Origin of the sequence: Burkholderia sp. BCC1047 (genome assembly GCF_902833155.1) — a bacterium.
Classification (GTDB): Bacteria; Pseudomonadota; Gammaproteobacteria; order Burkholderiales; family Burkholderiaceae; genus Burkholderia; species Burkholderia sola.
The window spans coordinates 1-12,184 of record NZ_CADFEH010000029.1 but is presented as its reverse complement, the minus strand read 5'-3'; the positions used below and the strand labels follow the sequence as shown (position 1 = coordinate 12,184).

12 protein-coding genes are annotated in these 12,184 nt (G+C 68.7%); 9 read left to right on the top strand and 3 right to left on the bottom strand.

Annotated elements, in window-relative coordinates; all coding sequences use genetic code 11:
• Positions 1-288 precede the first annotated feature (288 nt).
• Together HWX55_RS26080 and HWX55_RS26075 are read right to left on the bottom strand one after the other, a co-directional pair.
• Positions 289-888 (bottom strand): alpha-ketoglutarate-dependent dioxygenase AlkB, encoded by a 600-nt coding sequence (locus tag HWX55_RS26080; protein WP_244140643.1) that lies wholly within the window; start codon positions 886-888, stop codon positions 289-291.
• Between the two features lie 166 nt (positions 889-1,054).
• Complete coding sequence (locus HWX55_RS26075; RefSeq protein ID WP_175977805.1) at positions 1,055-2,200, bottom strand: metallophosphoesterase; 1,146 nt, start codon at positions 2,198-2,200, stop codon at positions 1,055-1,057.
• Between the two features lie 186 nt (positions 2,201-2,386).
• On the opposite strand from HWX55_RS26075, the gene HWX55_RS26070 reads away from it, so the two are divergent.
• The 6 genes from HWX55_RS26070 to HWX55_RS26045 all read left to right on the top strand — a co-directional run bounded on the left by HWX55_RS26070 (position 2,387) and on the right by HWX55_RS26045 (position 8,802).
• On the top strand, positions 2,387-2,710 hold the full coding sequence (locus HWX55_RS26070) for a hypothetical protein (protein ID WP_175977804.1): 324 nt from the start codon (positions 2,387-2,389) through the stop codon (positions 2,708-2,710).
• A gap of 183 nt (positions 2,711-2,893) precedes the next feature.
• Positions 2,894-3,187 carry a hypothetical protein gene (locus HWX55_RS26065; RefSeq protein ID WP_175977803.1) on the top strand — a complete coding sequence of 98 codons (294 nt, stop codon included), beginning with the start codon at positions 2,894-2,896 and terminating at the stop codon, positions 3,185-3,187.
• The gene (mdtN, locus tag HWX55_RS26060; protein ID WP_175977802.1) at positions 3,184-4,233 is read left to right on the top strand and encodes a multidrug transporter subunit MdtN; all 1,050 of its coding nucleotides are present in this window, start codon (positions 3,184-3,186) and stop codon (positions 4,231-4,233) included. Before HWX55_RS26065 ends, mdtN begins: the two co-directional genes overlap by 4 nt.
• Positions 4,214-6,259 carry an FUSC family protein gene (locus HWX55_RS26055; protein ID WP_175977801.1) on the top strand — a complete coding sequence of 682 codons (2,046 nt, stop codon included), beginning with the start codon at positions 4,214-4,216 and terminating at the stop codon, positions 6,257-6,259. The genes mdtN and HWX55_RS26055 overlap by 20 nt, the downstream gene beginning before the upstream one ends.
• Complete coding sequence (locus HWX55_RS26050; protein WP_175977800.1) at positions 6,246-7,790, top strand: TolC family protein; 1,545 nt, start codon at positions 6,246-6,248, stop codon at positions 7,788-7,790. Before HWX55_RS26055 ends, HWX55_RS26050 begins: the two co-directional genes overlap by 14 nt.
• 304 nt (positions 7,791-8,094) lie before the next feature.
• Positions 8,095-8,802, top strand: coding sequence for an MgtC/SapB family protein (locus HWX55_RS26045; RefSeq protein WP_050011936.1), 708 nt, complete (start codon positions 8,095-8,097; stop codon positions 8,800-8,802).
• Between the two features lie 51 nt (positions 8,803-8,853).
• On the opposite strand, the gene HWX55_RS26040 is transcribed toward HWX55_RS26045, so the two are convergent.
• Positions 8,854-9,573 carry an autoinducer binding domain-containing protein gene (locus tag HWX55_RS26040; protein ID WP_175977799.1) on the bottom strand — a complete coding sequence of 240 codons (720 nt, stop codon included), beginning with the start codon at positions 9,571-9,573 and terminating at the stop codon, positions 8,854-8,856.
• Positions 9,574-9,662: 89 nt separating this feature from the next.
• Here HWX55_RS26040 and HWX55_RS26035 point away from each other — a divergent pair, with 89 nt between their 5' ends.
• From HWX55_RS26035 to HWX55_RS26025, 3 genes are all read left to right on the top strand, one after another.
• On the top strand, positions 9,663-10,106 hold the full coding sequence (locus HWX55_RS26035; RefSeq protein WP_175977798.1) for a DUF4902 domain-containing protein: 444 nt from the start codon (positions 9,663-9,665) through the stop codon (positions 10,104-10,106).
• A 210-nt stretch (positions 10,107-10,316) separates the two neighbouring features.
• Positions 10,317-10,925 (top strand): acyl-homoserine-lactone synthase, encoded by a 609-nt coding sequence (locus HWX55_RS26030; protein ID WP_175977797.1) that lies wholly within the window; start codon positions 10,317-10,319, stop codon positions 10,923-10,925.
• Between the two features lie 51 nt (positions 10,926-10,976).
• The gene (locus HWX55_RS26025; RefSeq protein ID WP_175977796.1) at positions 10,977-11,741 is read left to right on the top strand and encodes a hypothetical protein; all 765 of its coding nucleotides are present in this window, start codon (positions 10,977-10,979) and stop codon (positions 11,739-11,741) included.
• Positions 11,742-12,184 lie beyond the last annotated feature (443 nt).

Below are 12,184 nucleotides of genomic sequence, written 5' to 3'. Positions count from 1 at the left end.
CCCGTTGCGCGCTGCGTCGGCCACGCACGGAGACATGTCGAAAGGGTCGCGCCGATAGGCCGGCGCATTTCTGTCATTCGACAGTTTATTCAAGGATTGTTGCGACGCACCATCAGAGGTTTCACTCACCTATCGGAACCGGGCGGTCGATCAAATCTATCTGAAACCCATACGGGACGGGCCTCCGCGCCCGGTCGCACCGGCCGGCATCGCGTTCGTGCGGCAACGTGCCGCACGCGCGGCCGATTGCTTGCATCCGTTTCGTGGATCAAGAAAACGGGGCGCGATCTATCCGCCCGCCATCGACACGCGCCGGAAGGTCAGGTTCACGCGTTCGCCGTGCACGCCCGGCGCCTTCGGCACGCGGTGCTGCCATTCGGCCTGCGTGCGTCCGCGCATCACGAGCAGGCTGCCATGCACGAGACGGTATGCATGCGTGACGCCCGTCGCGCGATGACGAAGATCGAAGACGCGCATCGCGCCGAGACTCACCGACGCGATCACCGGCGCGTCGCCGAGTTCGGGTTCGTTGTCCGCGTGCCAGCCGAGGCTGTCCAGCCCGTTGCGATAGCGATTGAGCAGCACGCTGTTGAAACGCACGCCGCAGGTCGCCTCGACCGCCTGCTTCAGCCCGAGCGCGGCCGGCGTCCACGGCTCCGGGACGTTGCGGATCCCCGAGTACACGTAGACGGCATCCGGTTCGCCCTGCCACGCGGTGAGCCGCGGCAACGGAATGCGTCCGCGCGGCGTGCGGATCGTGTCCTGCCGCCACGCGACCTCGTCGATCAGCGCGGCCAGCGCGCGATCGGCGTCGGGCGGCGCAAGCCAGTCCGGGTACCAGTCCACGTCGGGCACGGGCGTATCGGCGAAGAGATCGGGGGTCGACATGTCGGCAGGAACGGGCAAGGAACGGAGCGAAAGATGCATGTCTGCATACTAGCCAACGGCGCCGCGCGCCGCCATGCGCTGTCATTCGCGCCGAAAGGCCGACAGGAAGCCGCCGTGCGCCGCGAGGCGCATTCGTATCGCGCGACGGCCGCCTCCCGGCTATCGGCTAGCCGCGCGTCAGCCGAATCAGCGTGATCTCGGATGGCACGCCGAAACGGTTCGGCGGCCCCCAGTAGCCGGTGCCGCGGCTCGTATACAGCCACATGTCGCCGAAGCGGTTCAGCCCGCCGATCACCGGCTGCTGCAACCGCACGAACGGCGGCCACGGCAGGAACTGGCCGCCATGCGTGTGCCCCGACAACTGCACGGTAAAGCCCGCGCGGCTCGCCGCTTCGGCGCTGCGCGGCTGGTGCGCGAGCAGGATCTTCGTGCCGACGTCGCGCGGCGCCCCGGCCAGCGCCTGCTCAGGATCGCTGCGATGCGCGGGATCGAAGCCGCCCGCGGTGAAATCGGTCACGCCCGCGAGCACCGCCCGCGCGCCGCCGTGCTCGATCAGCACGTGCTCGTTGAGCAGCACCGTCAGCCCGATACGACGAAACTCGTCGATCCATGCATGCGCACCCGCGTAGTACTCGTGGTTGCCCGTCACGAGGAAGGTGCCGTGCCGCGAGCGCATCTGGCCGAGCGGCGCCGTGTGTTCGCGCAGGCGCTTGACCGAACCGTCCACCACGTCGCCCGTCACGACCACTAGGTCGGCGTCGAGCGCATTGACCGCGCGCACGATCCGTTCGATGTACGGCCGCTTGATCGTCGGCCCGACGTGGATGTCGGACAGTTGCACGATCGTCAGCCCGTCGAGCGCGGCCGGCAGTCCGGCGACCGGAATCGACACGCGCTTGACCGCCGCCGTGCGGCGCGCGCCGACGAACCCGATCGCGGTCGCGAGCACCGCGGCCGCCAGCACGCCGAGCGCCGTGTCGGGCGCCGCGCGGCTCCATGCGCCGTCATGCCCCAGATGCCGCCACGCGAACACGCCGAGCAGCACGATTTCGCGCAGGAACGTCAGCACCAGCAACGACGAGAAGAAGCCCATCGCGAGCGCGCCGGCCCATCCGACCAGCGTCGCGGCCCACCCTTCGTCGAAGCGGCGCGAGAACATGCCGACCGGAATCAACACGACGAAACTCGCCAGCACGAGCGCCGCGATCGTGCGTGCGAGCGGCGACGCGAACGCATCGGGAATGATCCGCATCCCGACGTACAGATGGAACAGCACGCCGATCGCAATGAACCGGACAAAGAAACTTCGCATGGAACGTTCACCTTCGTTGCAGTACCGCTTCCCCGACGCGCGTCGCGCGGGCCGTGATGCCCGGTGCGGCGCGTCGCGCCCTACGCACGATGGTACACAGATCCCGGCCGCGACGACGGGTCGCGGCCGGCGGCGCAGCCCCGTGCGGCTGCGCACGCCACTCGGCCACCTTCCCGCCGCAACGCCATGCGCTTCGTTCTCGTCGACGTCAAACTTTTCACGCAGATCGCGAAAGCGAACAGCCTGCCGGGCGTGCTGCACCACGCTCTCGTCGACCTGCGCGTCGAGGCTGCGCGCGGGTCAGCCGGACCGACCGGATTTGCATGGATCCAGGCGGCAATCGACGGTTTGCGCGCCGATTGCCGCTGCGTCGACATGGAAAATTCCGCTGCGCGATTTCATCTGACGATCCTTTACAGTCCGTTAGCAACCCTACGCGAGCGGGTGCTGGCAGAATCGCGACGGTCCGATCATCGATGCCGACACACACTGCCGGACCGTCCGGCATGACCGACCACGCGGCCACGGCCAGCCTGTGCCCATGCGGCAAACGTGCCGGATCGCTGGCGGTCCGCATCGCGCTGATTTATGATCGCCTCCGTATTCAGGAATCGTCGTCGCGGCCCGGCCGGTCGCGACGATCCGCATTGCGCCGCGCCCGGCATCCACCCCCAACGTCGAGCTCGTCACACCATGAGAAGAACAACGCCGCGCGCGCCCCTGCGCGTCGCCGCCGTGCTGGCGCCCGCCCTGCCGCTCGCGGGCTGCGCATCGCGCGGCGCACCGTCCTACGTGCTGTTCGGCGCGTATTTCCCGCTGTGGCTCGTCAGCGCGATCGTCGGCATCGTCGGCGCGATCGTCGCGCACCGCGTGTTCGTCGCGACCGGCTGGGCCGCGACGGTGCCCTACCAGCTCGCCGTCTGCACCGCGATCGGGCTCGTGGTCGCCGTGATCGTCTGGCTCACCGGCACGGGGCCGTTCGCATGAAGGCCGCCGGCATCGCCCGCCCCTCCGTCAAAGGCCGCGTGATCGCGCTCGCGATCGTCGCGCTCGGCATCGCGGCGCTCGCGTACGCGTACCACCGCACGACCGCCTATCCGTCCACCGACGACGCGTCGATCGACGCCGACGTCGTGCACGTCGCGTCGCCGGTCGGCGGCCGCATCGTGCAGCTCGCGGTACATGAAAACCAGCGCGTCGCGAAAGGCGACCTGCTGTATGTGATCGATCCCGTGCCGTACCGGCTGACCGTCGCGCAGGCGCAGGCCGACCTCGAACTCGCGCGCGCGTCGCTCGACACGCGCCGCCGTTCGCTGATCGGCGAGCGCTCGAACGCATCCGTCGCTGCCGAGCAGGTCAAGCGCGCGACGCAGAACTACGATCTCGCGACGCGCGACGTGAACCGGCTCGCGCCGCTCGCCGCGCAGGGCTACGTCAGCGCGCAGCAGTTCGACCAGGCGAAGGTGCGCCAGCGCGACGCGTCCGTGTCGCTCGCGCAGGCGCAGGAGCAGCAGCGCGCGTCCGCGCAGACGATCGGCGACGATGCCGACGCGATCGCGACGCTGCATGCACGCGAAGCCGCGCTGGCCCGCGCGGAGCATGCGCTCGACGATACGGTCGTGCGCGCGCCGCACAACGGGCTCGTGACGGGCCTGAGCGTGCTCCCCGGCGAAACCCTCGCACCGAACCAGTCGATCTTCACGCTGATCGACGCGAGCGAATGGTTCGCGGTGGGCAATTTCCGCGAGACGTCGCTCAATCGCATCGCGGTCGGCGACTGCACGACCGTCTATTCGATGATCGACCGCGACCGCCCGATGACGGGCAAGGTCGTCGGCATCGGCGCCGGCATCGCGGACAGCGCGCGCATCAACCTGCCGCGCTCGCTGCCGATCGTGCAGAACTCGGTGAACTGGGTGCACGTCGCGCAGCGCTTCCCCGTGCGCGTGAAGCTCGACGAACCCGACGGCAAGCTCGTGCGTGTCGGCGCGAGCGCGATCGTCGAGGTCCGGCATGGCTCAGCCTGCCGCTGACGTCCGCACGCCGGGCCCGCGCGAAGTCCTGCGGCTGCTCGCGCCGTTTCCCGGGCGCGCGGCCATGGCCGTGCGCGTCGCGCTGATCTGCGCGCTCGTCGTGCTCGTGACGAGCGGATACGGCACGCCGGAAGCCGCGATTTCCGCGTACGTCGTGTTCTTCCTGAACCGCGCCGATCGCGTGACGAGCGTCGTGCTCGCGGTCGCGATGTTGCTGCTCGTCACGGTCGTGATCGCGCTCGTGATCGGCGTCGCGATCTTCAGCATCGAGTATTCGGTACTGCGCGTCGCATGCATGGCCGTGCTGTCGGTCGGCCTGCTGTACCTGACGTCCGCGAGCAAGCTGCGTCCGGTCGGTGCGATCCTCGCGATGATCGTCGGCTTCGGGCTCGACGAACTCGGCCTGGCGCCGGTCGGCGAAGCCGCGACGCGCGCGCTGCTCTATGCATGGCTGATGGTCGCGATCCCGGTCGGCGTCGCGATCGTCGTCAACCTGCTGATCGCGCCGTCGCCGCGCAAGCTCGCGCACGCTCAGCTCGCGAAGCGGCTGCGGCTCGCCGCGCGGCGGCTGCGCGGCGACGACGACGCGCGCGCCGCGTTCGACGCCAGCCTGCGCGAAGGCGACAAGCCATTGCTCACGTGGCTCAAGCTGTCGAAGCTCGAAGGTTCGTCGTCGGGCGCCGATGTCGTCGCATTGCGGCAGGCCGTCGCGTCGAGCACCGCGCTGCTCGTCGCGGTCGCGCTTGCGGATCGCGAAGCGGACGCGCGGCTGCCCGACGCGTTCGCCACGCCGATCGCGACGACGCTCGACGAGATGGCCGCGATCCTCGAACGGGGCGGCTATCCGGTCGACGTGACGCTCGCGCTGCCGGCCGCCGATGCGCTGCCGCCGCTCGCGCGCGTCGTCGCGACCGACCTGCACACGGCGATCACGCAGTTCGCGCAACCGCCCGCGATCGACGCGGCGGCCGCACCGACCGATACCGCCGACACGCGCGCCGCCGACAAACCGGCTGAACCCGCCGCACCGCCCGCCCCGCGCGGCGGCTTCTTCCTGCCGGACGCGCGCACCAATCACGACCACATCCGCTATGCGCTGAAAACGACGGTAGCCGCCATGTTCTGCTACCTGCTGTACTCGCAGCTCGACTGGTCGGGCATCCATACCTGCTTCATCACCTGCTACATGGTGTCGCTCGGCTCGACGGCCGAAACGGTCGAGAAACTGACGCTGCGCATCGCCGGCTGCATCGTCGGCGCGCTGATCGGCACGGCCGCGCTCGTGTTCGTCGTCCCGTCGCTGTCGTCGATCGGCGAACTGATGGCGCTCGTCTTCGCCGGCGCGTGGTTGTCCGCGTGGGTCGCGTTCGGATCGCCGCGCATCGCGTACGCGGGCTTCCAGGTCGCGTTCGCGTTCTTCCTGTGCGTGATCCAGGGTGCGGGCCCCGGCTTCGACCTGACGCTCGCGCGCGATCGCACGATCGGCATCCTGCTCGGCAACGTGGTCGTGTATCTCGTGTTCACGCGCATCTGGCCGGTCAGCATCGGCAAGCAGATCGACGCGGCGCTCGCAACGCTGCTCGACCAGTGGCGGCGCGTCGCGCAGATCGCGCAGCCGGCCGAACGGCGCGCGCTGGCCGCCGAAGCGTTCGCGCGCCACGGCGCGATCTCGCAGGAGCTCGGCCTGATCCATTACGAACCGTCGTGGGTGCGGCCGGCCGCGACGTGGCTCGCCACACGGCGGCGCGCACTCGCGGAACTCGGGGCGATCGAAGGTCCGCTGTTCCTGCTCGCCGAGCGCAAGCCCGGCGACGCGGCGATCGGCGCGCAACTCGCGCGCGTGACTGCGCCGGGCGACGACGAAACCGCGCCCCGCACGAATGCCCCGACACCACCGTCGGACATCGCCGCCGCCGACCCCACGCGCGACGCGCTACTGAACCTGATCGACGCGCGGCTCGCGCAGATCGCCGACGCCGCCCGTCAAGCCACACCGAAGGAGCCTGCCCCTCATGCGCCCACCTGAACCGCCGGCCGCGTCGATCGCCGCCGCCGCGCTCGCGACCGCCGTCGCGCTGGCCGGCTGCGCGACGTCGTCGATCGATCTGGCGCCGGAGGCGTCCGACCGCCCGTGGCAGCCGCAAACGTCGGCCGCGGGCGACATCGTGGCGGCGCCGCCGCGCGCGTCCGCACAAGGCGCGCACGACTACACATTGCCTGCCTCGCCGGCGCTCGCGTCGGTGTCGGCGCCGGCCGCGCTGGATGCCGCGCATGCGTACACGCTGCCCGAGCTGATCGATCTCGCGGAATCTTCGAACCCGCTGACGCGTATCGCGTGGAACGACGCGCGCAACGCAGCGCTCGCAGTCGGCCTCGCCAAGTCCGCCTATCTGCCGCGCCTGTCGGCGACGGCGATGGGCGCGTACCAGGCGAACCACGGCTCGACGTCGACGATCCTCGGCGATTCGTCGAGCAACACCACCGCGCACGGCACGATTTCGGCGCTGTCGCTGCAATGGCTGCTGTTCGATTTCGGCGGCCGCGCGGCGCGCGTCGAAGCGGCCGAACAGGCGTCGATTGCATCGAACGTCGCATTCACGGCCGTGCATCAGCAGGTGATCCATGACGTGACCGTCTCGTACTACCGCTACGAAGCCGCCCGCTCGCGCGCGCTCAGCGCGCAACAGGGCCTCACGAACGCGGATGCGATCCTCGCGGCGTCCCGCGCGCGGCTCAAGCACGGCGTCGGCACGGTCGTCGAGCTCGCGCAGGCGACGCAGAACCGTGCGCAGGCGAACCTCGCGCTCGTGCAGGCGAACGGCGCCGAGAGCGACGGCTATCTCGCGCTCGTCTCCGCGCTCGGCATCTCGCCGCTGTCGAAGCCGACGATCGCCGCGTTGCCGAAGCGGACGCTGCCGCCCGCGCTCGGCTCGTCGGTCGACGCGATCGTGTCGGACGCGATCGCGCGCCGCCCCGACCTGCAGGGCGCGTTCGCGGTCGAGAAGGCCAATCGCGCGAAGATCAAGGCGGCTCAAGCCGCGTTCATGCCGAAGATCTTCCTGTCCGCGTCCACGTCGTATGCGAGCGGCGGCACGTCCATCTCCGCGCTGCCCGCGATCGGCGACCAGGCGCCGACCGTCAACCTGAACGGCAGCCGCTACGGCGGCGGCGTGTTCCTCGGCGTGACGATTCCGCTGTACGACGGCGGTTTGCGCTCCGCCGTCTTGATGCAGGCGCGCAACGACGCGGAAAGCGCCTCCGCGCGCCTCACGCGGACCAAGGAGGAAGCTGTGCGCCAGGTCGTCGCCGCGCAGAACGCGGTGCAGACGAGCCTGGCGTCGCACGACGCCGCGAAGGCGCTCGTCGATGCCGCGCAAACCAGCTACGACGCGGCGCTGACCGCGTACCGGAACGGCGTCGGCTCGATTACCGATGCGACGATCGCGCAAAGCCAGCTGCTCGCCGCGCGGAACGCGGAAGTCGACAGCTATGCCGGCGCATTGTCGGCCGCCGCGGCGCTCGCGCTCGCGATGGGCACGATCGGCTCGGCGCAGTAGCGCCGCCGCACGCGGTTGACGCGAGCGCGCGCCGCCCACTAGAATGCCGCCCATTCTTTCTTCAGGAACCATCGTGGACAGTTGCAGCACTCCGTTGCGTGCGCCGCTTGCCGCCTGAACGCCTGTCCGCCGCAGTTCTCCTGCCGCGGCTCGCGTTCCGCGAGCCGCACGCTCACTCCGTTTCACACTGAATGACGCATTCGCGCGGTACAGTACCGCGCGATGACGGCTATCGCCGCGTCGCGTTCGGCCTTGCGCCGCGGCGACGCGCGTCGGCATGCGCTTCTTGCACGTCAGGACAACCATGACTTTCGATTTCGCACTCCGTCTTTTCACCGCGTTCGCCTGCGGCGTCGCCATCGGCCTCGAGCGGCAGATGCGCCAGCGCACGGCCGGCCTGCGCACCATCACGCTCGTCGCGAGCGGCGCGTGCCTGTTCGTCACGCTCGGCGTGCTGACCGGCAACGGCGTCGCGGGCGTCACGCAGATCGCCGCGTACGTCGTGTCGGGCGTCGGCTTTCTCGGCGGCGGCGTGATCATGCGCGACAAGGGCTCGATCCAGGGCATCAACACGGCCGCGACGCTGTGGTGCTCGGCCGCCGTCGGCGTGCTGGCCGGCTCCGGTCACTACGTGCCCGCGCTCGCCGGCACGGCCGTCGTGCTGCTCACCAATACGGTGCTGCGCGGCGTCAGCCAGGCCATCAACGCGACGCCCGTGTCGAATGCCGACCTCGTGCGCGAATACCAGATCACCGTGATCTGCCTCGCCGCCGACGAAGTGCACATCCGCACGCTGCTGTCGAACGCGATGTATGCGAAGCCGCTGTCGTTCCAGAGCCTCACGAGCGAGGACGTGCCCGAGCAGCCCGACCGGCTGAAGGTGACCGCGACGCTGAAGCTGCATCCGAAGGATCAGCAGAAGCTCGAGCAGATTGCGAGCCGGATGAGCATGGAGAAAAGCATTTCCAGCGTGAGCTGGACCGCAAAGGAAGCGGAGCCGATGATGGAGTGAGCCGCGGCGCGGCGGACGCCGCCTCCGGCGCCGCCGTCGCGCGACGTCACGTCAAGGTGCTTCGATGAGCCCGGCCGAAATCGCCTTGACGACCGCCTGGACCTTGTTGGTCGCGCCGAGCTTCTCGAGGATGTTGTTCACGTGAAAGTTGACCGTCCGCTCGGAGATGCTGAGGATCTGGCCGATTTCGCACGCGGTCTTGCCCTCGGCCGTCCAGCACAGCACCTCGCGCTCGCGCGCGGTCAGCGTGACGCCCGCCGCGGGCGACAGCTTCGGCACCATGAAGCGGCTCATCAGCGAATGCGACAGGTTCGCGAGCCAGTTCGTCTGCAGCGTCAGCATGTTGATCTCGGCCGGCGTCAGCCGGTCGGCATGACGGGCGATGCTCAACAGGCCGAATGCGCCGCGCGCCGCCCAGCTCGATTGCGCGACGCCCACCGACAACCCGAAATCGCGCGCGTCCTGCCACAGCGGACCTGCGTCGAGGTTGTCGACGTCCGGCCAGACGATCATGTTGGTGCTGAGCGCGCCGTCGCGAACCGTCGAGTCGATCTCGATATAGTTCTGCGCCTGATAGTGCGCCATCCAGCCGTCCGGATAGGTATTGAAGATGGCGACCGCCGGCTTCGAAACGGGCAGCGGTACGCGAATGCCGTAACAGCAATATTCGAATCCCAGCCGCCTGGAATAGGCGGCGATCCGCTGGAAGAGCTGCTGCTCGTCTTCCGCGGCGCTGAATTGTTGGTAGGCATCCTGCCAGCGCAGTTCCATTCTTTCTCCGACAACGTCACGCTGTCATACTTTCACGCTGTCATACTTGTCAGGTTCCAGCACCCGTTCGAGGCTGATACATTCCGCGCATGACTTCACCCTTGCTGCACCCAGTCCCCGGCCCGTCCCCGGACGGCTACGTACGCCTGTCAGAAGGCGCACTGGCCGCACTTGTGCTCGACCACGTCGCGAGCGGCCTCGACCCCTCGCTGCTGGCCGAACTGCGCGACAACGCGATCGACGCCCGCCTCGCCGGCTATACCGAATGGCATCGCGCGGCCGGTGCCGGCGTCGCGTACGTGACGGTCGGCTGGGACTGGTACCTCGAACGCACGACGGGCACGTTCGTGATCGCGGGCGGCGACGTCCGCAGCAACGTGATGGCCATCGACGCCAAGGGCGCCGACATCGGCATGTTCCGCACGGCCGCCGCGCTCGCCGCGCGGCTCGCCGCCATCGACTGGCCTGCCGCGGTCGCGTCGGCCCTCCTCGGGCACAACGACGCCTATCATGCCGGTCCCACGCTCCAGTGACAACCGGCCGCGCATTCCTCTGACTATTTTGCAAGACTGGGGCTCTTTATAAATAAAACCGCCCCGGTTTTCAATCCCGTCGATCAAGAAACCGTTACCACCGCGCAAATGGCGTCTTTACGCCATCACCCTGTAAGAGTTACCAGTTACAGGCTCCTCGTGCCGCGCGCTGTAATGCGTGCATACAAAAGCACAGATCCGAGGACATCCATGCAGACCTTCGTTCACGAGGAAGGGCGGTTACCACACGCACTCGCGGCGGATCTCGGGCGCTATCGGCGCCGTGTGTTCGTCGAACAGCTCGGTTGGGCGCTGCCGTCGGCGAACGAAAGTTTCGAGCGTGACCAGTTCGATCGCGACGATACCGTCTACGTGTTCGCACGCAACGCCGACGGCGACATGTGCGGATGCGCGCGCCTGCTGCCGACGACGCGTCCGTATCTGCTGAAGTCGCTGTTCGCCGATCTGGTCGCCGAGGACATGCCGCTGCCGCAATCGGCCGCCGTGTGGGAACTGTCCCGATTCGCGGCGACCGACGACGAGGGCGGGCCCGGCAATGCCGAATGGGCCGTGCGCCCGATGCTCGCGGCCGTCGTCGAATGCGCGGCGCAGCTCGGCGCGCGGCAGTTGATCGGCGTGACGTTCGCGAGCATGGAGCGCCTGTTCCGCCGGATCGGCATACACGCGCACCGCGCAGGCCCGCCGAAGCAGGTCGACGGACGTCTGGTGGTCGCGTGCTGGATCGACATCGACTCGCAAACGTTTGCTGCGCTAGGAATCGAGCCGGGGCAGGCTGCCCGGCAAGCTATCGCCGCCTGAGCCGGAACGCAGGTTTCGGTCCGGGCGGCATCGTAACGAAGGAGAACCAACGTGGACCAGTCCCAGGTCTTTCGCGCGATGATGCCCGGCTTGACGAGCGCCACCGGCGCCGGCATCGCGGTCGCCTATCCGGCGTTTCCGAGGCCGTTGCCGCTCGTACGGCTCGACCGCCGCGGGCTCGTGTTTCGTGCGGCCGGCGCCGCGCCGCTCGTATGCGGGCTGCCGCGCCCGGCAACCCTGCTGGTCGGGGACGAGCCGCTGTGCTCGCTGCGCCTCGTGATCCGCGACATCGCCGCGACCGGCGACGGCCGGCACGACCTGACGATGCAGCCGTCCGGCGCTGCCGGCGACGAATTGCTGTGGCACGCATTGCGCGATCGCGAGCCGTACCGGCAGATGCGGCACCCGCTCGCGCCGGTCGACGCGCCCGTCGCCTCGGCCCGGGAACCGCGTCCGGCGCCCGGCGAAATCGCGGCGCGCCCGTCGCGCAGCGCGGCTTTCCGCCTGCCCAGCCACAGCGACGCGCTGTTCTTCGCGGACTGGCTCGAATATCACTTCGACGAACTGCGCGCGCTGTCCCAACAGCACGGGCCGCAACTGCAGCTCAATCAGCTCGAACGACAGGTTGATGATGACGAGGTCGGCGTGCGTTTCGTCTACGACATCGACGGGCATGCGACGCGGCACGCATTGACCGACTGCGCGCGCGAGGCGTGCGCATGGATCGAGACGGAGATGCGCAGCAAATACGCGCTCCCCGTCGCGCAAGAGCGGTTCGGCGCGTATGCGGCGCATGCACGGGCGGGCGGCATGTGAATGAGGCCGTGCCGCGCGGCGGTCTGCGCGGCGGCAAGTTGTGCGGATACAACGAGGGCTTGCAAACGTCCGGGTTTTCCCTTAAATTTACGTCTGTCTCCTCCATGTCTCCAAACATGGATTCAGCCCGCTCAAGCAGCGGGCTTTTTTATTGCCTGAACGGGTTACGGGGCCATATCACCCTCGCCGTTGGGTAGCCCGCTGGACGCATACCAGTCGGTCGCAGCCAGTAGCGGTACACCGCAAATGTCAGCGCGACCGCGACGACAAGCGCCAGCAGTAGGTACAACCAGCCCTTTCGGGTCGTCGGCAGGTCCGTCAGGTGTTGATTTGCACGGAATCCTGACCCACCCTACGCAGTAATTTGCATCGAATATTGACCCACGTAGAACACTGACCTGCTCGGCAACGGGCAGGGGAACGGAGTGATCGACGTGGCTATA